Source organism: Ruminococcus sp. J1101004sp1_RTP21198st1_B9_RTP21198_201120 (assembly GCF_040924245.1).
Lineage (GTDB): Bacteria > Bacillota > Clostridia > Lachnospirales > Lachnospiraceae > Blautia_A > Blautia_A faecis.
The window spans coordinates 125,682-145,679 of the sequence record NZ_JBCOMI010000010.1; the positions used below are offsets into that span (position 1 = coordinate 125,682).

Annotated in this window: 17 protein-coding genes and 1 riboswitch; of the genes, 13 read left to right on the forward strand and 4 right to left on the reverse strand. The window is 41.4% G+C overall.

Annotated features, from left to right (window positions below):
* Positions 1-139 precede the first annotated feature (139 nt).
* From AB5618_RS08925 to AB5618_RS08970, 10 genes are all read left to right on the forward strand, one after another.
* A complete protein-coding gene (locus AB5618_RS08925) occupies positions 140-661 on the forward strand; it encodes a shikimate kinase (protein WP_148462237.1) in 522 nt (173 codons plus the stop codon).
* A 154-nt stretch (positions 662-815) separates the two neighbouring features.
* The gene (locus AB5618_RS08930; protein WP_118581465.1) at positions 816-1,229 is read left to right on the forward strand and encodes an Rrf2 family transcriptional regulator; all 414 of its coding nucleotides are present in this window, start codon (positions 816-818) and stop codon (positions 1,227-1,229) included.
* A gap of 202 nt (positions 1,230-1,431) precedes the next feature.
* On the forward strand, positions 1,432-4,974 hold the full coding sequence (gene nifJ / locus AB5618_RS08935) for a pyruvate:ferredoxin (flavodoxin) oxidoreductase (protein WP_148462236.1): 3,543 nt from the start codon (positions 1,432-1,434) through the stop codon (positions 4,972-4,974).
* A gap of 324 nt (positions 4,975-5,298) precedes the next feature.
* Positions 5,299-6,114 carry a hypothetical protein gene (locus AB5618_RS08940; protein WP_118581471.1) on the forward strand — a complete coding sequence of 272 codons (816 nt, stop codon included), beginning with the start codon at positions 5,299-5,301 and terminating at the stop codon, positions 6,112-6,114.
* 61 nt (positions 6,115-6,175) lie between these two features.
* Positions 6,176-6,952, forward strand: coding sequence for a DUF4428 domain-containing protein (locus AB5618_RS08945; protein ID WP_118581474.1), 777 nt, complete (start codon positions 6,176-6,178; stop codon positions 6,950-6,952).
* A 185-nt stretch (positions 6,953-7,137) separates the two neighbouring features.
* Entirely contained in the window at positions 7,138-8,805 is a 1,668-nt protein-coding gene (locus AB5618_RS08950; RefSeq protein WP_173716188.1) for a histidine kinase N-terminal 7TM domain-containing protein, read from the forward strand.
* A complete protein-coding gene (locus AB5618_RS08955; RefSeq protein WP_148462234.1) occupies positions 8,802-10,145 on the forward strand; it encodes a sensor histidine kinase in 1,344 nt (447 codons plus the stop codon). The genes AB5618_RS08950 and AB5618_RS08955 overlap by 4 nt, the downstream gene beginning before the upstream one ends.
* Positions 10,093-10,719: a response regulator transcription factor gene (locus AB5618_RS08960; protein ID WP_118581480.1), complete on the forward strand. Its 627-nt coding sequence runs from the start codon at positions 10,093-10,095 to the stop codon at positions 10,717-10,719. The genes AB5618_RS08955 and AB5618_RS08960 overlap by 53 nt, the downstream gene beginning before the upstream one ends.
* A 39-nt stretch (positions 10,720-10,758) precedes the next feature.
* The gene (locus AB5618_RS08965) at positions 10,759-11,610 is read left to right on the forward strand and encodes a hypothetical protein (RefSeq protein ID WP_148462233.1); all 852 of its coding nucleotides are present in this window, start codon (positions 10,759-10,761) and stop codon (positions 11,608-11,610) included.
* Positions 11,611-11,732: 122 nt separating this feature from the next.
* Entirely contained in the window at positions 11,733-12,257 is a 525-nt protein-coding gene (locus tag AB5618_RS08970) for a hypothetical protein (protein WP_148462232.1), read from the forward strand.
* Between the two features lie 212 nt (positions 12,258-12,469).
* Here AB5618_RS08970 and folK read toward each other — a convergent pair whose 3' ends face one another.
* From folK to folE, 4 genes are all read right to left on the reverse strand, one after another.
* Entirely contained in the window at positions 12,470-13,303 is an 834-nt protein-coding gene (gene folK, locus AB5618_RS08975) for a 2-amino-4-hydroxy-6-hydroxymethyldihydropteridine diphosphokinase (RefSeq protein WP_148462231.1), read from the reverse strand.
* A 114-nt stretch (positions 13,304-13,417) separates the two neighbouring features.
* Positions 13,418-14,227, reverse strand: a complete 810-nt coding sequence (gene folP / locus AB5618_RS08980; protein ID WP_148462230.1) for a dihydropteroate synthase — start codon at positions 14,225-14,227, stop codon at positions 13,418-13,420.
* A gap of 39 nt (positions 14,228-14,266) precedes the next feature.
* Positions 14,267-14,764, reverse strand: a complete 498-nt coding sequence (locus AB5618_RS08985) for an HD domain-containing protein (RefSeq protein WP_118581495.1) — start codon at positions 14,762-14,764, stop codon at positions 14,267-14,269.
* Positions 14,761-15,318, reverse strand: coding sequence for a GTP cyclohydrolase I FolE (gene folE / locus AB5618_RS08990; protein WP_148462229.1), 558 nt, complete (start codon positions 15,316-15,318; stop codon positions 14,761-14,763). The genes AB5618_RS08985 and folE overlap by 4 nt, the downstream gene beginning before the upstream one ends.
* A 251-nt stretch (positions 15,319-15,569) precedes the next feature.
* A riboswitch (THF riboswitch) is annotated at positions 15,570-15,666 on the reverse strand.
* A 133-nt stretch (positions 15,667-15,799) separates the two neighbouring features.
* On the opposite strand from folE, the gene AB5618_RS08995 reads away from it, so the two are divergent.
* From AB5618_RS08995 to AB5618_RS09005, 3 genes are all read left to right on the forward strand, one after another.
* Positions 15,800-17,587: an aminopeptidase P family protein gene (locus AB5618_RS08995; protein WP_368366672.1), complete on the forward strand. Its 1,788-nt coding sequence runs from the start codon at positions 15,800-15,802 to the stop codon at positions 17,585-17,587.
* 105 nt (positions 17,588-17,692) lie between these two features.
* Complete coding sequence (locus AB5618_RS09000) at positions 17,693-18,154, forward strand: 8-oxo-dGTP diphosphatase (RefSeq protein ID WP_148462227.1); 462 nt, start codon at positions 17,693-17,695, stop codon at positions 18,152-18,154.
* Positions 18,155-18,262: 108 nt separating this feature from the next.
* Positions 18,263-19,483 carry a serpin family protein gene (locus tag AB5618_RS09005; protein ID WP_148462226.1) on the forward strand — a complete coding sequence of 407 codons (1,221 nt, stop codon included), beginning with the start codon at positions 18,263-18,265 and terminating at the stop codon, positions 19,481-19,483.
* Positions 19,484-19,998 lie beyond the last annotated feature (515 nt).

Here is a 19,998-nt window from a genome sequence, read left to right on the forward strand (position 1 = left end):
AAAACCTTAGACTTTACAAAAAAAAAAGCCGCTGTTATAATGGCTGAATATAATGCCAGAATGAATAAAAGCACCGGAAGTTTTTTCTAAAAGGTGGTGTACGGTGCTGCTTCCCTGGCATTCAACTGGAGGAAAAATTATGCCGAAGAAACAGATATATCTTACCGGTTTTATGGGAACCGGTAAAAGTATGATCCTGAATTGCCTGCATGAGGTATGCGGTTTTGACAAAATTGAGATGGATGAGCAGATTGTTCAGGAACAGGGAATGAGCATTCCAGAAATTTTTGAAAAAAAAGGGGAAGAATATTTTCGGAATCTGGAGACCGAACTTGTAAAAAAAATTTCTGCCATGGATAATATCGTAGTATCGTGTGGCGGAGGAACTGTAATGCGTCAGTGCAATGTAGATGAGATGAAGAAGAATGGAACGATTGTTCTTTTGACAGCAGAACCAGAGACTGTTTACGAAAGAGTGAAAGGCAGCCACAACAGACCTCTTCTGGAAAAAAATATGAATCCGGAATACATAAAAGAATTGATGGAGGCAAGGCGTCCCAAGTATGAAGCTGCTGCAGACTTTGTTATAAAAACAGACAATCGGACAGCGGAAGAAATCTGCCTGGAAATAAATAAACGTCTAAAAACAGTCGATAACTAAAAATAGTGTGAAATTAATGTTAAAAAAATTAAAAAACTATTGAAATAGAAGTTGAAAATTGCTATAATTTGAACATACTGGGAGGAGAAGAGAAGAAAAGGGACATAATATAAGAATCAGTATGATTTGTGTCCAGTAAGGAGAAGGTACAGACATGTTTATTACAAGAGAGTGCGATTACGCAGCAAGAGTTCTTCGGGCACTGTCAGGGGAAACTCGCCTTAGCGTTAATGAAATCTGCGAGAAGGAATCCATTACCGCTCCCTTTGCCTATAAGATACTAAAGAAACTTCAGAAAGCCGGTATTGTGAAAGGATATCGCGGAGTCCATGGTGGATATGCCATGAATAAATCACTTGGTGAACTGACTCTGTTTGACGTATATAAGGCTATTGACCCGGATTTGTTCATTATAGAATGTATGGCTTCAGGTTATGAGTGTCCAACAGATGGAAAAGGAGATCATCTTCCTTGCTACATGCACAGAGAACTCTGTGAGATTCAGCAGGGGGTGTGGGAAATGCTTAAGAGAAAATCCCTTCAGGAAGTTCTCATGCCGGAAATGTAATATGCTAAAAAGCTGGTCAGACTCCATAAAGGAGTATCTGGCTGGCTTTTTTTATGCTTACTGGTAATCTTTGTATGTGATAATATACAAAAATCAAAATAGACATCATTGGAAGATTATGCTATAATGTCATATGGACTTTTAGACACATTGTGTCTAGAAATATTATTTTCATCATACCTTTAAGGAGGAAAAACAAACTATGGCAAGAAAGATGAAAACCATGGATGGTAACCATGCAGCCGCTCATGCATCATACGCTTTTTCTGATGTAGCTGCAATTTACCCGATCACCCCTTCATCTGTTATGGCTGAGGCTACAGACGAGTGGGCAACCCAGGGAAGAAAGAACATCTTTGGACAGGAAGTACAGGTAACAGAGATGCAGTCTGAGGCTGGTGCTGCTGGTGCAGTACACGGATCTCTTGCAGCTGGTGCCCTTACTACTACCTATACAGCATCCCAGGGTCTGTTACTGATGATCCCGAACCTTTACAAGATCGCTGGTGAGCAGCTTCCGGGTGTATTCAACGTATCCGCTCGTGCACTTGCTTCCCACGCACTTTCCATTTTCGGAGATCATTCCGATGTTATGGCCTGTCGTCAGACTGGTTGCGCAATGCTGTGTGAGTCTTCCGTACAGGAAGTTATGGACCTTACTCCGGTAGCACATCTTGCAGCAATCAAGGGAAAAGTTCCGTTCATTAACTTCTTCGACGGATTCCGTACATCTCACGAGATCCAGAAGATTGAGACATGGGACTATGAAGACCTGAAAGATATGGCAGATATGGACGCTATTCAGGCATTCCGTGATCACGCACTGAATCCGAACCATCCATGTCAGAGAGGCTCCGCTCAGAACCCGGATATCTTCTTCCAGGCAAGAGAGGCATGTAACCCATACTACGATGCTCTTCCGGCAGTCGTACAGGAGTACATGGACAAAGTTAACGCTAAGATCGGTACTGATTACAAGCTGTTCAACTACTATGGAGCAGCAGATGCAGAGCACGTTATCGTAGCTATGGGTTCTGTAAATGATACCATCGAGGAGACAATCGACTACTTAATGGCAGCTGGCAGAAAAGTTGGTGTTGTTAAAGTTCGTCTTTACAGACCATTCTGCGCACAGGCTCTTATCGATGCTATTCCTGAGACAGTTAAACAGATCACAGTTCTTGACAGAACAAAAGAGCCAGGAGCTCAGGGCGAGCCTCTGTATCTTGATGTTGTTGCTGCACTTAAGAACAGCAAATTTGACGGCGTTAAGATCTTCACCGGACGTTACGGACTTGGTTCCAAGGACACAACACCGGCTCAGATCGTAGCTGTTTATGACAATACTGAGAAAGAGAAATTTACTCTTGGTATCGTTGATGATGTTACAAACCTTTCCCTTGAGACAGGCGCTCCGCTTGTAACTACTCCAGAGGGAACAACAAACTGTAAGTTCTGGGGACTTGGTGCTGATGGTACTGTAGGTGCTAACAAGAACTCCATCAAGATCATCGGTGACAATACAGATATGTACGCTCAGGCATACTTTGATTATGACTCCAAGAAGTCCGGTGGTGTTACAATGTCCCACCTTCGTTTTGGTAAGAAACCGATCAAATCTACCTACCTGATCCACAAAGCAAACTTTGTAGCATGCCACAATCCGTCCTATGTGAACAAATATAACATGGTACAGGAACTGGTTGACGGCGGTACATTCCTTCTGAACTGTGCATGGGATATGGAAGGTCTTGAGAAACATCTTCCAGGACAGGTTAAGGCATTCATCGCTAACCACGGTATCAAATTCTACACCATCGACGGTGTTAAGATCGGTATCGAGACTGGCATGGGACCAACACGTATCAATACAATCCTTCAGTCCGCATTCTTCAAACTTACCGGAATCATTCCGGAGGAGCAGGCTATCGAGCTTATGAAAGCTGCTGCGAAAGCAACATACGGACGTAAAGGTGATGATGTTGTTCAGAAGAACTGGGCAGCTATCGATGCTGGTGCTAAGCAGGTTGTTGAGATTCAGGTTCCAGAGAGCTGGAAAGATGCTGCAGACGAGGGTCTTCATATGACTCACGCTACAGAAGGACGTCAGGAAGTTGTTGATTTTGTTAACAACATCCAGGCTAAGGTTAATGCTCAGGAAGGTAATACACTGCCTGTATCTGCATTTAAAGATTATGTTGACGGTACTACACCATCCGGTGCTGCTGCATACGAGAAACGTGGTATCGCTGTAAATATCCCTGTATGGAATCCGGAGAACTGTATCCAGTGTAACAGATGTGCTTATGTCTGCCCGCACGCAGTTATCCGTCCGGTAGCTCTTACAGCTGAAGAGGCTGCAAATGCTCCAGAGGGAATCAAGACATTACCAATGACTGGTATGAAAGATGAGTATCAGTTCACAATGACTGTATCCGCTCTTGACTGTACAGGATGTGGTTCCTGTGCGAACGTCTGCCCAGGCAAGAAAGGTGCTAAGGCACTTGCTATGGAAAACCTTGAAGCAAACATGGGAGAGCAGAAATACTTCGATTACGGTGTAACTCTTCCGGTTAAAGAAGACGTTATCGCTAAATTCAAAGAGACAACTGTTAAGGGAAGCCAGTTCAAACAGCCGCTTCTTGAGTTCTCAGGAGCTTGTGCTGGATGTGGTGAGACACCTTACGCAAAACTGATCACCCAGCTGTTTGGTGACAGAATGTACATTGCAAACGCTACAGGATGCTCCTCTATCTGGGGTAACTCCTCACCTTCTACACCATATACCGTAAATGCTAAGGGACAGGGTCCTGCATGGGGCAACTCCTTATTTGAGGATAATGCTGAGTTCGGTTATGGTATGCTTCTTGCTCAGAAAGCTATCCGTGATGGCCTGAAAGCAAAAATTGAAGATGTTGTAGCTAACGGTGACAATGCAGACGTTAAAGCTGCTGGTCAGGAATGGCTGGATACTTTCGCATGCGGTGCTACCAACGGCGCAGCAACAGAGAAACTGGTTGCAGCTCTTGAGGCTTGCGGATGCGACAAAGCAAAAGACATTCTTACACAGAAAGACTTCCTTGCTAAGAAATCCCAGTGGATCTTCGGTGGTGACGGATGGGCTTACGATATCGGATTCGGTGGTGTTGACCATGTTCTCGCAAGCGGACGTGACATCAACGTTATGGTATTCGATACAGAGGTTTACTCCAACACAGGCGGACAGTCTTCCAAGTCTACACCTACAGGTGCGATCGCACAGTTCGCAGCTGGCGGTAAAGAGACCAAGAAGAAAGATATGGCTTCTATCGCAATGAGCTATGGTTATGTATATGTTGCTCAGATATCTATGGGAGCTGACTTCAACCAGGCTATCAAAGCAATTGCAGAGGCAGAGGCTTATCCGGGACCATCACTTATCATCGCATACGCTCCATGTATCAACCATGGTATCAAGAAAGGTATGTCAAAAGCTCAGACAGAGGAAGAGCTTGCTGTTAAGTGTGGATACTGGCACAACTTCCGCTTCAACCCAGCTGCTGAGGGAAGCAAGTTTAGCCTTGATTCCAAAGCACCGGATATGACAGATTATCAGGAATTCCTGAACGGTGAGGTTCGTTACAACTCCTTACAGCGTCAGAATCCAGAGAAAGCTGCCAGACTGTTCGCTAAGAACCAGTCCGAGGCTAAGGCAAGATACGAGTATCTGCAGAAGCTGATCACTCTGTACGGAACAGAGGAATAAGAATTACCCGCGGCAAGTCCGCATTATAAATATATAATATAAACATGTAATGTTTATTATGTCGTAGCGTAAAGTGAGCCTGCGATACTGCCTGAAAAGGGTGGTATCACAGGCTTTTCTTGTGTGGATTAAATTCTGGGTGGCTACGGTGACTGACGTAGGCGCAGCAGATGAAAAATCAGACAAGTCAATATGGCGGTTGCTTAATATTCGATGTACCCGATCGGTTCAGTTACTGTCAGAAGTGCTAGTGCAAATAGGAAAGCATTCACGTATAATGAAAATAACAAAAAACACGATAATAACAAGAAGGGAGATGTTTTTATGAACAAAAAAATGAGACTGTGGGTGGCTGGAACAGTTGGAGTCTTAATGACAGGCCTGATGAGCGTGAATGCTTATGCACTTGAAGAAAAGGATGTTATTGGAACCTGGTATGTAAATGAGCTTTCCATGGGTGGAGACATTTTGTTTCATCCAGGAGTAATGGGAATGGAAGTGACCGTGGATATTAAAGAAGGCGGTCAGATGGAAACCATAACGTCCTACAGTGGGGAAGAACCAGAGGCAGATCAATCAGAGTGGAAAATAGAAAATGATAAATTGTTGATGACTTATAGCGATCAAACGGTAGAATGTGAGTATGCTGATGGCAAAATAACGATAACTGCAGATGGAACGACAATGATCCTAAGCCAGGAAAAGGAAGAGTATGAGCCATATGTACCAGGCAAACCGGTGGAAAACCCGACCATGGAGGATTTCAAAGGAGAATGGATCTGCACTTTGATGGATGCATTTGGAATGCAGATGCCTGTCAATTCTGAACTGACCGGATTTGAGATGATGTTGTCTATTCAGGAAGATAAGTCTGAGCTTATCGTAATTGAAAGCGGAGAAGAGGGCAGAGCTGAACTCCAGGGAGAAATGGATGGAAATATTCTGGTATTGAAAACTGCAGCGGGAGATGAGGCTGGAACTATGCTTTTCAGTTGTGATACTATGAGGCTCAGTTTATTAGATGATGGAAAACTGTGTTTTGAACCGGAGTCTGATGGCAGTGAAGAAGAAACTTCTGAAACAGATGGGGAGGACTTCTCCGTAAAGACATATTTTGACAAAATAGATGTTGTAGAATAGTGTAAAATACTGCCGCACCAGAATTGCATGATTCTGGTGCGGCAGAAAAGAAAGGAAAGCTATGGGATTATTTGATAAGAAAATCTGTGATATCTGCGGAGAAAAAATAGGTTTACTGGGGAATCGAAAATTAGATGACGGAAATCTATGTAAAAACTGTGCCAAAAAATTATCACCATGGTTTGAGGAACGGCGGCACAGTACGGTAGAGGATATAAAACGTCAATTGGAATATCGTGAAAATAACAAAAAGGCAGTAATGGATTTTGGCATAACCCGTCAGATCAGTACCAGAAATTATACTGTTTTCATTGATGATCATAAGAGAAATTTTACTGTTGCACGAAAACTGGATGTCAATGAAAATCCGGATATAGTTCCTTTATCCGCTATTGTACAGTGTAGAGTAGAGGTGGATCGACAACAGATTGAGAAAACCTATACAAAGGATGGAAAGACAGTAAGCTATCAGCCGCCAATATATGACTATGAGTTTGATTATACTATGCGCATTAAGGTTAACACTCCCTGGTTTGACGATATGGATTTTCGTCTGAATACTTTTTCCATAAGCAGTGAAAAGAGAGGAGAATTGATGGAAGTGGAGCAGACTGGACATCAGATCATTGCGGCTTTGACACAAAATGATGCCGGAATACAGCCTGGAACGAGCATGAACACAGGGATGCAGCCTGGAATGAGCATGAACGCAGGAATGCGTCCTGGAATGAACATGAACCCAGGAATGCAACCTGATAGCGGATCGTGGAGATGCCAGTGTGGTGCAGAGAATGTGGGAAGGTTTTGCGAATATTGTGGTCAGCCAAGACCGTTTTAAGTAATGACAAACAGAGTGGACATGATTGTTCACTCTGTTCGTGATAATAGGGTTATTGTTCATTCTAAACCAGTGACCAATAATCGGAAAACTCTGAAAATTGACAGTTTCTCTAAAAACTATATAATAAAACAGAGTTTTATAGTATACTTGTTATAAAAGTATACAATGAGAGAGGAATTTTCATGACATATAATAAAAAGAGGATGTTGTCGTATGGAGTAATTCTGATAAGCGTGCTTCTGGCTTATTTCTGCAGGCTGGTAAGACCGAAAAATACTTTTGCAAGAAATTTTGCAGACCAGTGCCGCAATTGTATTTACCTGGGGCTGTACTGTGCCTGGGTAATCTATCTGGAAAAGCATGTAGTATATAAAAAAATGCGCAGATGTCTGACTGCAATTGGTTGTCTGATGGTATTCTGGTTCTTTGTAAGAACAGTGAAATTTCATATTTTTCATGAACCTCTTGGAGAACATATATGTTGGTATCTGTATTATATTCCGATGATCTTGATCCCTGTTTTAGGTCTGTCGGCAGCGTTGTTTTTTGTTGAAAAAGATGAAGAAAAAACGGTCAGACAAATCATAATTCTTTTGACTGTGGCGGCAGTATTGATCATAAGTGTTTTTACAAATGATTTGCATCAGCTGGTGTTTCGGTTTTCTAAACAGCCTCCATTTTCGGATAGGGATTATAGTTATGGTATTCTTTTTGCAGTGATTCAGGGGTGGATGCTGAGTTGTCTGACAGGAATGGAAATTATTCTGATCAGAAAAAGCAGGATTCCGGGAAAGAAACAGTTTTGGCTGCCAGTCATTCCAGGAATATTGCTTCTGGGATGGAATGTTGGAAATATATTTCATTTGTCTTTCATCCAAACCCTTGCAGGGGATATGACAGCAGTGTGTTGTCTTTTAATGGCAGCAATTTATCAGGGCTGTATAGTATGCGGATTGATACAGACAAACAATCGATATTTTGAATTATTTCAGACTTCAGGAGGGCTGGACGCAGAGATTACAGATGATTCTTTTCAGCGTTATTATCATTCCGGTGATTTTCCCAAGCTTTCTCCTGAAATGCGTACAATGATCATTCACAGATCATCTGTGCAGGAACAGGGAATCCGGATCAACCATATTCCCATAAGGGGAGGACATCTGTTTTGGTCAGAAGATATTTCAATATTGCTGGATCAATATCAGGATATTCGGGAACAGCAGGAAGAACTGATTGCCAGAAACAGACTGCTGCAGAAAACCTATGAGAAAGAAGCGGAGCGAAGAAAAACAGAAGAACAGAATCGGCTGTTAAACATGATACAGAATCAGACTGCTGGACAGCTGGAATTGCTGTCGCAGTTGATGGATGAACTGGAAAGGACGGAATCAAGGGAACGATATGATCTGCTTCTCGGTAAAATTGTAGTTATTGGTACATATTTGAAGCGGAGAAAAAATCTGGTATTGACACAATATACATCAGATGGAAATGTGCTTACTATGGAAGATCTCAGGCAAAGTCTTGCAGAATCCTGTGACAGTTTAAAATTATGCAGGATCCGGGCTGCTTATTATGTGGAAAATGGAGATATTCAGCTGAATGCAGAGGATATACTAAAATGCTATGATACCTTTGAATGGCTTGCAGAACGGCTATCTGATGTGATGCAGTCTATGTTTTACCGTGTGTCGCAGATTGATGATGATCTTCGGATTTCCGTTCACATTGCATCAGAGGCAGATCTGTGCGGCTTAATGTCAGAAAGACCGGACCTTAAAGTGCAGCAGGAAGATGAAAAAGAATGGTTTGTTGGGTGCAGCATATTCAGAAAGAGAGGCGGCAGATGAATAGTTTTGTAGAATGCAGCATAGCAATGCAGAATTTTCTGATGATTCTTCTGGAAATCTGCCTGATTTTGGAACTTATTCTCTTTTTGTTAAGAATCACCTGTTTTTCCGGGAAAAAGAAAGTGATAACGGCAATAACTGTTTTTGCAGTTTCTTTTGTTCTTATGGTTTCTTTGATGAATGAGCATAGATATAGTATTGGAGAAAGTGCATATCAGCCAATGCTTCAGGATTATCCGGCCAGTATTTTAACATCAGGGATTGTTGCATTGACATTATATCTTTGTTGGGCAATCTGGAAGGAGAGATACAAATATAATCATTCCTTGTCGTACTGGTCTGTGAATGAAGCTGTGGATGACGTTCCGTGTGGAGTATGCTTTTCGGATTCACTTGGAAGGATCGTTTTGTGTAATACCAAGATGCAGGAATTGTGCAGAATGATGACGGGGGCTTATCTGCAGGATTATGATACATTGCGAAAAGCAATGGACAATGAATTTATATCAAAAGGACTTATCCGATTAAGCAGCGACAGTAACGTGTTTTATTTTCCAGATGATTCTGTCTGGATGTTTCAGGAATATCGTCTGCAGGAGTTGGATTGTGCAGGATATCTGCAGACAGTAGCAGTTAATGTATCAGAAATTTACTATAATAGTGAAAAGATCAGGGCAAACAATGAAAAGCTGGAAATCCTGAATCATAAGCTGGAGGAAATGTACGAAAAAATCGGTGATAAAATCAGAGAGCAGGAAACACTTGCTTTGAAAATGCAAGTCCATGACAATTTTGGGCGAAGTCTTCTGTCAATACGCAGAATATTGGAGAGAAAAGAAAATCAGGACAAAATGGATAAACAATTGTCTGCATTGAAGCATCTGGTTTATATTCTTACCGGTTCTGCCGTAGAGAGTATGGAAAAGCTGTATGAGGATACGATTAAACATGCAGAGGAGCTTGGGATTTCGGTTCAGATCAGCGGAAACTTTCCTTTATATCCATCTTACAGAGTTCTGGCAGACAGAGCAATCCGTGAATGTGTGACAAACTGTGCCAGACATGCCCACGGCAATGTTGTTTTTGTGAAGATAGACAAATATGCAAATGAATACAACATCCGGATCACCAATGATGGAGATGCGCCTGAAAAAAATGCGGAAGAAGGCGGTGGTTTGTCTGCACTGAGAAAAGCAGCCGAATCAATGAACTGCACAATGCAAATTTCATTTGTCCCTGAGTTTTGTCTGATATTGAAGATGCCGCTGACAGAAAGGATGAGTTTGGATGGTACGTGTACTGATAGTAGAAGATCAGAAGATCATGCAGAAGTATTTTGAATATATTCTTATGCAGAATCCGGAATTTCGACATGTTCAGACAATTTCGGATGCCCGTGAAGCTGTAAAAATCTGTGATTATTCAGTAATAGATCTTGTAATCATGGATGTTCAGACATTTCATAATCACGATGGGCTGAGCGCCGGAAAAATGATCAGGGAAAAGTACCCATATACAAAGGTATTGGTTGTTACGTCTCTGATCGATCCCAAGGTGCTGGAAAGAGCAAAAAGCGGATGTGCGGACAGTCTCTGGTATAAAGATCACGGTGAAGAGGATATACGGAGTGTGATTTACAGAACCTTAAATGGTGAGCGTGTATTTCCGGATATAACGCCAAAGGTGGAACTTAACTGGATCACAAGCGGTGATATCAGTCCAAGACAACTGGAAATGCTGCGTTTGTATATTCATGGGATGTCCTATTCGGAGATTGCAAGGAAAATGGATTGTTCGACTTCCGGGGTAAGATGGAATTTTCAGGAAATGATTGACAAGGCAGGATATAGCTGTAAGGAAGATCTGATAGCAGCTGCGTTGGAAAGTAAATTGATTGTAACCACACTGAAATAGAAAGGCATAGGCATATTCTGACAGGAAGGAGCTGAAAGTATGAAAAAATTTTCTATTGCTGTATGTGTTTGCGCAGTACTGTTTTCTTTTAGTAACTACGGTGAATGTGTGAGAGAAGTATCTGCCCAAACTTCTGGGGCAGAAGAGAATCTGGCAATTTTGCAAGACATTATCAGAGAAAATGAATGCCAGGCTGGAATGGCATTTCTGGGCTACACTTATGAAAATGCAGATACATCAGAGATACTTGAATATACCAGGCAGGAAGAATTGGCTGCGGCTTATCCTTTTTTGCAGGATGGAACTGTTGTTGATGCAGGAGGTTATGAAATCTATGCTATTGTTCCAGGACTTGATTGTAAGATCAGTATTTATCCGACTCAGGTTACGGAAGAAGGGGAATATTTGGAAGATCTGAACAATCCATGGTATATGGGGCAGGAAAATGAAGTCATTATCCTGCGCTGCAATATGAGCGAGATTTTTTCCAATGTAATGGTTTCTGTGCAGAAGCAGAATATGAGTGTGCAATACCATCCTATGGTATCGCTAAAGGATGGACACCTTGCAGCGGAAGCCTACTGCTATGATTTTTCAATATATTATGATTGGGATGAGTATCAATCAGATTATGATTATTCATTGGATATAAATATTGCCAGGGACTTGATTGCGCAAACAGACGAAGTTAGTTATTACCTTGGTCTTGGAATGTCCCTGTGGTATACCGGTACGGAGGAGTATATTGAGGGAAGAAACTGTCCGGTATTTGTTATAGGGACAGATCATGAGGAACATTTTACAAAAGAAAAATATTATGCGGCAGGAGATAATGTGGTTTATTATTACGATCCGTTAGGCGATGCGTGGCTTTTGCTGGGAGCTGGCTGACAGACGGATTTTGGTATATGCTGACAGAAGATTCATCAGGGCGTGCAGATTGCAGGAATGATTTTTTAAACAGGCTTTCGTATATAACAGAGATTGATTAATTGGGGAAAGAGGAAACAGACATGAATGATTTTTTAACAGAAAAGAATAAAAAAACAGGAGTGTTAGGAAAACTGAAATGGGTTCTTTGTGGCTTCTGTATACTTTTTACTCTGGGAGCTATTGGCGCAGCAGAGAAATATATTGGTGAAGGACGCTGGGGAATGGCAGCAACGGAGATTATACTGGGATTGTTATTTTTGTATCCCACCTTCCGGGAAATCCAGAAAGCATTGAAGAAGAAAAAAGCCAGAGAAATAGCCTGTTGGTTTGAATCTTATGCCCAGAGCACGCTCTCATTTGAGAAGTTTGAGACCGAGATGGGAAAAGATGCTGTAAGGAAACTGGAAAAAATGATTGCCAAAGGGTATATTCGAAATATTCAGATAGACAGAGAAGAAAATTGTATATTGATCACTGCACCAAACAGACGTGTGAATGAGAAGATTTATATTACAGTTACCTGTCCCAGCTGCGGTGCAAAGAATCAGATAATAAAAGGGCGCCTGTGCAACTGTGAATATTGCGGACAGCGTCTCAATTCCTGACAGCAGATGCGAATTATTACACAAGGGGCTGCCTGTTTTCCGGCAGCCCCAATGTTAGATTGTCACTTGTTAAGTTGGTTGAACCGCTGTATACGGAACCGTACGGTGGCGTGATAGCACGGATTACGAATGCGGTCGGCAGCTGTGGGAGCGTCATAGGCGCGGAACAGCTGACTTTCATATGTGATGTCGCCGGTAGGCGACATGTTCGTTTAGCGGCAAAGAAGAATATTTAAAAGCTGTGAAATTGTCTGATTTAGTACAGGATGCCTGAGGTAAGGGGCAATCTGGTTCATAGGAGCCAGCACAAAGTCACGATTCTGCATATCCGGATGGGGGATGTGAAGATCTGCAGTATCAATGATTTCCTGATCATAAAAGAGAATATCCAGATCCAGAGTACGAGGACCCCAGTGAATAATACGTTCCCGGTTTGCCTCCTGTTCCAGCTGATGAAGACGTTCCAGCAATTCTTCCGGTGAAAGAAGGGTACGCATTTTCAAAACTCCATTCAGAAATTCATCCTGATCGGTAACACCATAAGGTTCTGTTACAAGATAATCAGAAACGGCCTCTATCCGGCATCCTTTTGTTTTTTTCAAACCACGTATCCCATTGTCGATGAACAGCTTTTTATCTCCCATATTAGAGCCAAAAGCAATGTATGCAGTATGCCATTTTCTTGTGATTTCCACAGATACGGTTTTCAGTGGAAGACCAACAGGAGCCCAGGGCTTTTCAATTTTCAGTGTGATCTGTTCCAGACCGGAAAGAGAGTCGAGCAGCATCTCTGCAAGATTTTCTGCAAGTGCTTCCAGAAGCTTAAAAGTATGTTTTCTGGTGAAATCTGTAATCATGTGGCTGACTTCTCCGTAATTGATAGAAGCAGACAGATCATCCGTTAACCCGGCCTGACGTGTGTGGGTAAAGAGGGTGGCAGAAATAACAAATTTTTGTCCAAGTACATTTTCTTCCGGATAGACACCATGGTTGGCAAAAATTTCCAGTTCTTTAATTTCTATTTTATCAAATCTGGTTTTATCCATAACAGTTGTTCCTTTCTGTTGGCTATTTACAATTTTGAGGAATTTGAACGCAGTCGCTTCGCGACTGCGTTCATGAGCAAGTAGCAAAGCGGATTGCGAATGTCCTCTTTACTCTCAATTACAACCCAAAATTGCTTCTGTCATCTGGATTACGCGTCTGTTTTCCTTGACATCATGAACACGCACAAAAGAACAGCCCTTCATCACACCAATTACACTGGTAGCCAGTGTTCCCTCTACACGCTGGTCTACAGGCAGATCAAGTGCCAGTCCGATCATCGACTTGCGTGAGGTGCCAAGAAGAACCGGAAAGCCCAGATTCTTAAAAAGCTCCAGATGATTCATAGTTTCCAGATTCATCTCAAATGTTTTTCCAAATCCAACCCCTGGATCGAGAATGATTTTCTCATCTTTGATTCCTGCTTTTCTTGCAAGATTGACACATTCCTGTGTCTCAGAAAGCATATCAATGAGAAAATTGTTATATTCTGTATTGGACTTATTGTGCATGAGACAGCATGCAACATCATATTTGGCAATTACAGCTCCCATTTCAGAATCATATTTTAATCCCCAGATATCGTTGACCAGATCTGCACCGGCCTGAATCGCACTTTCTGCCACGCTGCTTTTGAAGGTATCTACAGAAATGGGAATGTCAAAACGTTTTCTGACCGCTTCGATAACGGGCAAAACTCTCTGAGCTTCTTCCTCTGCACTGACCGGCGTGTGTCCGGGACGCGTAGACTCCCCGCCAATATCGATAATATCCGCACCATCCGCGATCATGGCTTCTGTATGCCGCAAAGCTTCATCTAAATGATTCCATTTCCCGCCATCGGAAAAAGAATCAGGAGTAATATTTAAAATTCCCATTATATAAGTGTGATTTTGTGTATCAAAAAAACGATTTCCAATTTTCATAAATAGAAACCATCCTTTCTGTTAGATTTTTTAGAAGGCTTAATATTCAATTGTCAGATTTTTTTTCTCAGAAGGCCAGTAACATTCTGAAGCTGCTGAACATGAAAAACAATTTCTGGACTTTTTATCAGCCTTATATAGCAGCATAGCCAACACATTATCAGATCCATCCGTCCTGTGCTGACTGATCGCAGATAATATTTCCTCTTTTTCCTGCTCTGTAAAATGCAGATCTGCCAGAATCTTTCCGGCTATTTCAGCTCCTGCAATGTCATGAGAAATACCCGACAGATATTGCTGCGCACGGCCAATGTCATGAAGAAGAGCAGTGGCATAAATGATTTCCCTGGACAGATTAAGCTTGTTTTCCAGAGAATAAATATACATCAGCCTGGCAACATCCAGAAAGTGTTCCGGCGTATGTCTGCAGAAAATACGATCTTTTTCAAGCTCCTGTATTTTCTCACAGTGCTTTTGATAAAGGGGATGCCGCCAGATTAAAGAAATACGGTTTGTTTCAGAAAAAGAACTGCTCATTTTCCGACCATGGAAAGGAACATTTTCTGCAGCTCCTTATCTTCTTTGAAGGCTCCGCGGGTTACAGTTGTAATTGTTTTGCTTCCTGGCTTTTTAACGCCTCGCATGGTCATGCAGGTGTGTTCTGCTTCCAGCATAACCATAATTCCCTTCGGAGAGAGGGCACGCTCCAGAGCGTCCGCAATCTGTACTGTGAGGCGTTCCTGGATCTGCGGTCTTCTGGCATAAACCTCTATCGTACGTGCCAGCTTGCTTAATCCTGTGACTTTTCCATCGGGAATATAAGCCAGGTGCGCCTTACCATAAAAAGGCATCAGATGATGCTCGCACATAGAGTAAAAAGTAATATCTTTTTCCAATACGATCTCATTATTTTCTACTGGAAACTGCTTCAGTAAATGGTGATCTGCTTCCTGATCGAGACCACCGTAAATTTCCTCGCACATACGTGCAATTCTGTCGGGAGTATCAATCAGTCCCTCCCGGGTAATATCCTCACCGATTCCTTCCAGAAGCAGGCGGATGGCCTGTTCTACTTTTTGTTTGTCAACCATTAAAAATAACCTCCTTTGTATTTGATTGCGGAGACTATCCTTTTTTGATAAAACCGGGGAAGGATTTTCGAATTCGAATATCTGCCTGCTTAATACGCAAAAAAGGATATCTCCAATTGTGATAGAATGTATGTCGAAAACATTCCCTTGAGCCTGTTAAAAAACGTTTCCACAAATCGCAATGTGCATCTTGCAGAAAGCTCCTTTCGGGCAGGCTCTGACACAATATGAGATATCCCTCTTATAGTGCTTGCAACGGGTGCGGATAATATACCGTAAGACGTGCTTTTCGTTTCAGTGACAACTCCCCATTCACCGAACACTTGACGCATAAAATCCTATTTTGCATATCATTCATTTCGAAAGTTAGTATATCACGTCTTTTGGGAATAGAAAAGTGTTTTTTCTTAAACAGGTTGCGAAAGGGTAACGTGGATATTATAATAGGAATAGACAAAATTCACTGGAAGGAGTCAGTTTTATGACAGTTAAAGAACGAATCACCGCACTTCGGGAAGTAATGGCAGAGAAGAAAATAGATGCTTATCTTGTTCCCACAGATGATTTTCATGCATCTGAATATGTAGGAGAATACTTTAAGTGCAGAAAATATATTACAGGTTTTACCGGATCTGCCGGCAGAGCAGTCATCATGCAGGATATGGCTGGATTGTGGACAGATGGAAGATATTTCATCCAGGCGGCCGCACAGCTGGAGGGAACGGGTGTAGAGCTTTTTAAAATGGGAGAACCAGATGTTCCCACTGTGCACCAGTTTCTGGAAGAAAAATTAGGCGAGGGAATGTGCCTTGGTTTTGACGGAAGAACCGTCAGCGCCGAAGAAGCAGATGAACTGACCGAACTTCTTGCAAAAAAAGGAGCCACTCTTCAGACGGATTCTGATCTGGTAGGAGAAATCTGGGAAGATCGTCCGGCACTTTCCTGTGAACCGGTTATGGAACTGGATGTAAAATGGGCAGGCGAATCCCGTGCTGACAAATGTGCAAGAATCCGTAAATCAATGGAAGAGAAAGGTGCAGATGGATTTGTACTGACTTCTCTGGATGACATTGCATGGCTGCTGAATATTCGTGGCGGCGATGTACATTGCTGTCCGGTTGTTCTCTCTTATCTGATAATGACAAAAACAGAAATCAGGCTGTTTGCAAATGAAAAAGCATTTTCGGCTTCAATTCTGGACGCATTATCTAAGGATGGCGTAACCATTCTGCCCTATGACAGCATTTATGAATATGTAAAAACATTTGAGAAAGACATGACAGTTCTTCTTTGTAAAAAGAAAGCCAACTGTCGTCTGGTAAACAGTATTCCGAAGGAAGTAACGATTCTGGATGAAGCCAACCTGACTTTTCTTCCAAAATCAATTAAAAATCCAGTAGAAGTAGAAAATGAACGTATCGCTCATATCAAAGACGGAGTTGCGCTTACCAAATTCATCTGCTGGCTAAAGAAAAATGTTGGCAAAATTACAATGACAGAGTTAAGCGCAGGAGAGAAGCTGTACAGCTTCCGTGCCCAGCAGGAGAACTTTATCGACAACAGCTTTGACCCCATTATTTCTTATGGCATTCATGCTGCAATCAACCATTATTCTGCCACACCAGAGACAGATATTGCCATTGAGCCTGGCAATTTCCTTCTGGCAGACACAGGCGGACACTATTACGAAGGTACTACAGATACCACCCGCACAATTGTTATGGGCTCTGTGAATGACGAGCAGAAGAAATATTTTACCGCTGTTTTACGTGGCATGCTGAACCTTGGAAATGCCAAATTCCGTTATGGCTGTACTGGTGTAAATCTGGATTATCTGGCGCGTGGTCCGTTATGGGAAATGGGACAGGATTTTAATCATGGAACAGGACATGGAGTTGGTTATCTTCTGAATGTTCATGAAGGACCAAACAGCTTCCGCTGGAGAATTATTCAGGGAGATAATGCAGTACTGGAAGAGGGTATGATCACATCAGATGAGCCTGGATACTATGTGGAAAACCAATATGGAATCCGCCACGAAAACCTGCTCGTATGCAAAAAAGCAGAGAAAACTACATTCGGCCAGTTCATGTGCTTTGAACATCTGACTATGGTACCGTTTGATCTGGATGCTGTTGTTCCCGAGCTGATGACTGTGCAGGAACGGGCACTTCTTAATAATTATCATACACAGGTATATAAAAAGATTTCTCCATATCTGGAAGAAGAGGAAAAAGAATGGCTGAAAGAAGCTACACGCGAAATCTAAAGCTAATCATTTAAAACAGTAAACAGGGGCATGTATAAAACTGATATGCATCGCCCCTGTTTTATATTTCACAGAAAAAAGCAGTGCCTGCGGGAAGGAGAATAAATGACAATAACTACTTTATGCTATATCGAAAACGATGGCAAATATTTGATGCTTCACAGAGTAAAAAAGCAAAATGACATGAACGAAGGCAAATGGATTGGTGTAGGTGGACATACAGAAAATCAGGAATCCCCTGAAGAATGTCTTCTGCGTGAAGTAAAAGAAGAAACAGGACTCACACTTACTTCCTACAAATTTCGTGGCCTGGTAACCTTTATAAACAGCGAATGTGAATCTGAGCTTATGTGTGTATTTACAGCCGATGGATATACCGGGGAACTGATTGAATGCAATGAAGGCGAACTATGCTGGGTTGATAAGAAAATAGTGCCAGAGCTTCCTACATGGGAAGGTGATAAAGTTTTTCTGAACCTGCTTCTTTCAGAGGAAAAACGTTTTTTCTCTGTTAAACTACAATATGAGGGAGAAATGCTTGTAAATACGGAAATTCGCTTATACTAAATGAAAATTAATATAACAGAAAGAAGAAACAAATATGTTAAAATAAAACAGAAACTTGCAGAAAACCTTTGCTAAAAGGACTTTATCGACCGTACAAGGAGGTTATACATGAATAAAATAAAACTTTTTGCCGGAGCACTGACGTTCATGACAACCATGGCTCCTCCAATCCATGCATATGCTGCCACAGCCAGTCACGCAGAATTAAATGCAGCTGAAAAGAACATTGATCTTGATAAATCAGTTAATCTGCAGAATTCTATTAACCTTACAGATGAAATAGCCAAAGAAAATCAGGATTCCAATATAATGTTCAGCCCCACAAGCCTTAACTTCGCCCTTGGCATGATTGCAGAAGGTGCCAAGGGCGAAACGAAAAACGCATTAAATGAATATTTAGGAACCGATGATTTTGCAGCATATGCCAGAAAGTATATGAATGTAATTAAAAGCTATAATACAGAAGACGAAAATTATGGTTATACATCGAAATTAAAAATTGCAGATGCTTTATGGGTAAATCGGGGACTGACTCTGCAGGACCAATTTCAAAAAAATGCAGAAGATAATTTTGAAGCAGAGGCGGAAATTCTTGATTTTTCTGATAAAGAAAACACATGCAATACTATTAATGCATGGTGCAATGAAAATACAGATGGGCTGATTCCGGAAATTATGAAACCTGACATGCTTAATGAAAACAGTGAATTGTGTCTCACCAATTCATTGTATTTCGAATCCGGATGGTCCCAGGATCCATGGGATGTTTCTGATGAAAAAGAAAAATTCGGCGATAACGAAGAAACAAAGTACATGACAAGCATCGGTGATAATTACTATGAAAATGATGCGGCAACAGCATTTGAAAAATACTATGCAAATAATCTGAGTTTCATTGGAATTTTGCCGAAAGCAGAAGGAGATTTTACTCTTGATGAGCTGGATATTGAAGGTCTTCTGGAATCAGAACCGGAATACGATGAAGTTAATTGTAAAATGCCTAAGCTGAATTTTGAAACAACCGCTGAGTTAAGTGATATCCTCAGTAGAATAGGACTTGAGAATGTTTTTTCGGACGATGCTGATTTTTCAGGCATTGCAGATAAAGCGGTCCATGTCAGTTCTGTTTTACAGAAAACAAAGCTGGAACTAGACGAAAATGGAACTAAAGCTGCCGCTGTGACTGCAGTGACAATGGAGTGCATGTCTGCAATGGATACGGATCCGATTATAAAAGATGTTGAGTTGACACGGCCATTTGCATTTCTGATCTACGACAGTGCAAATGAGGAAGTGCTGTTTATGGGAAAAGTTCTAACGGTACAGTGACAGAAATTCTTCCATTATGAAAACAATTTAATTAAAAAGTGAAAGAAAATATATTTGATGTATATTATGGCGTACTTGTTATGATAGGACTTTTCAGATTGAGTGTTTTATTGGGCTGCAATATGGAGATTGCTGCGAAAAAATCTAAAAGATTTTTGTAAGATTTTGTAAAAAGTGCTTGACGATTCCTTGCGGCAGTGGTATAGTAAACAAGCTGTCACAAGGAATTGCTTCTGAAATACTGAAAAATAAAATAGTTTTCAGAAAATTCAAATTAACTGTTGACAATCGACTGAACTTATGGTAAAGTAATCAAGTCGCTTGAACAGAACGACAGAAACAAACAACTTTATACAGCTTCTTGAAGGTCTGAAAAAACTTTATGAAAAAAGTGCTTGACAAGATCTGAAAGATATGATAAAGTGAACAAGCTGTCGAAAAGAGATGACAGACAAACAACCTTGATAACTAAACAGTGAAACACATACGATTCTCGAAAATTCTTAACGAATCAT

Coding starts and splice junctions, on each gene's coding strand:
- AB5618_RS08950 (WP_173716188.1), top strand. CDS start 7,138: ATGACATATAATAAAAAGAGGATGTTGTCGTATGGAGTAATTCTGATA.
- AB5618_RS09000 (WP_148462227.1), top strand. CDS start 17,693: ATGACAATAACTACTTTATGCTATATCGAAAACGATGGCAAATATTTG.
- folK (WP_148462231.1), bottom strand. CDS start 13,303: ATGGATAAAACCAGATTTGATAAAATAGAAATTAAAGAACTGGAAATT.
- AB5618_RS08965 (WP_148462233.1), top strand. CDS start 10,759: ATGAAAAAATTTTCTATTGCTGTATGTGTTTGCGCAGTACTGTTTTCT.
- AB5618_RS08925 (WP_148462237.1), top strand. CDS start 140: ATGCCGAAGAAACAGATATATCTTACCGGTTTTATGGGAACCGGTAAA.
- AB5618_RS08995 (WP_368366672.1), top strand. CDS start 15,800: ATGACAGTTAAAGAACGAATCACCGCACTTCGGGAAGTAATGGCAGAG.
- AB5618_RS08930 (WP_118581465.1), top strand. CDS start 816: ATGTTTATTACAAGAGAGTGCGATTACGCAGCAAGAGTTCTTCGGGCA.
- AB5618_RS08970 (WP_148462232.1), top strand. CDS start 11,733: ATGAATGATTTTTTAACAGAAAAGAATAAAAAAACAGGAGTGTTAGGA.
- AB5618_RS08945 (WP_118581474.1), top strand. CDS start 6,176: ATGGGATTATTTGATAAGAAAATCTGTGATATCTGCGGAGAAAAAATA.
- AB5618_RS08985 (WP_118581495.1), bottom strand. CDS start 14,764: ATGAGCAGTTCTTTTTCTGAAACAAACCGTATTTCTTTAATCTGGCGG.
- nifJ (WP_148462236.1), top strand. CDS start 1,432: ATGGCAAGAAAGATGAAAACCATGGATGGTAACCATGCAGCCGCTCAT.
- AB5618_RS08960 (WP_118581480.1), top strand. CDS start 10,093: ATGGTACGTGTACTGATAGTAGAAGATCAGAAGATCATGCAGAAGTAT.
- AB5618_RS09005 (WP_148462226.1), top strand. CDS start 18,263: ATGAATAAAATAAAACTTTTTGCCGGAGCACTGACGTTCATGACAACC.
- folE (WP_148462229.1), bottom strand. CDS start 15,318: ATGGTTGACAAACAAAAAGTAGAACAGGCCATCCGCCTGCTTCTGGAA.
- AB5618_RS08940 (WP_118581471.1), top strand. CDS start 5,299: ATGAACAAAAAAATGAGACTGTGGGTGGCTGGAACAGTTGGAGTCTTA.
- folP (WP_148462230.1), bottom strand. CDS start 14,227: ATGAAAATTGGAAATCGTTTTTTTGATACACAAAATCACACTTATATA.
- AB5618_RS08955 (WP_148462234.1), top strand. CDS start 8,802: ATGAATAGTTTTGTAGAATGCAGCATAGCAATGCAGAATTTTCTGATG.